At 63.3% G+C, this 1,104-nt stretch carries 1 protein-coding gene; it reads right to left on the minus strand.

All coding sequences use genetic code 11. The features are described from left to right. On the minus strand, positions 1-883 hold an 883-nt coding region (locus tag IEY81_RS23875), incomplete at its 3' end, for a DUF222 domain-containing protein (RefSeq protein ID WP_189120994.1). Between the last annotated feature and the right edge of the window lie 221 nt (positions 884-1,104).

Below are 1,104 nucleotides of genomic sequence, written 5' to 3' on the forward strand. Positions count from 1 at the left end.
CGCCGTCGAACCCGAGGGAGGCGGTGGCGAGGTCTTTGCGGAGGTCGTCCAGGCTCATCGTCACGAAGACTGTGGTCGCGTGGCCGCCATGACGCGGCAGGTTCTCTACGTCATAGGTGTCGATCACCCGCGCGAACGCCTGACCCAGCAACCGGTCATAGGGGGCTTTGCGGCCCTTCTCCTCCGCGGACCACTTCCGCGGCTGTGCCAGCGAGTCCAGCATCGTCCGCAACCGCAGCCCGACCGCACGAGAGACTCGGGCGTGGATATCGATGGTGCCGTCGCCGTTGTCGCGGGACTGGAAGAACATGCGCCGCTGGGCGTGCTCTTCTTCCCGCTGCAGCGCCTTGGCCTCGGCTTCTTCGAACCGATCGGGGTCGACCATCAGCAGGATCCGTTTGCCGGCGACCTTCAGCTCATTCGCGGTCCACCAGGTCGCATGCTCGACCAACAACTTCTCCGCCAAGAGCAGGTCCTCGGCACTGGCAGCCGGGTCAGTCTCAATCTGGTCGAGAGCCTTGGTGATTGCCCGGGCCTTGTCCTGCGACAGCACACCTTCGGCCAGACGCGCAGCGACCAGCTCGTACTTGGCGAGACTCGCGGCGAGGTTGACCTGCGAGCGCGCGACGCCCTTGTCGACGAGGAGCTCGGTCCGCATCCACCCGGAGACGTCTTTCGCGCCGGTCTCTTCAGCGATGTCACCAGCCGTGGCGAGCAGCCGGAGCTTCACGGCCGCTTGCTTGGCCTGGATCTTCTCCAACCGCGCGAGTGCTTCCTTCTTCTGACTGGTCCGCCAGTAAGCGGGGTCGCGGGTGAGGAGGTCGTCCAGGGAGGCTTCGATGGCGCTCAGGTCAGCATCGATGGTGTCGTGCTCGAGGCTCATCGGGTCCTCCTCTCGGGGCGTGTCGTGATGGGTCTGATTCTACTCCCCCGATGCCCAATACTCTATATATTATCCCTGGTCAGATGCATTTTTCTGAGCGAATCTCAGGATCGAATCTGTGGATGGTAAGTGGCCCAAAGGGCCACACTTACCTCCTTCCGTGAAGGGGGAGGTTGTTGTGGGTTTGGTGGTCTCGACAAGCTCGACCACCGGTGGAGCCA

Source organism: Nocardioides luteus, from assembly GCF_014648595.1.
GTDB classification, from domain to species: Bacteria; Actinomycetota; Actinomycetes; order Propionibacteriales; family Nocardioidaceae; genus Nocardioides; species Nocardioides luteus.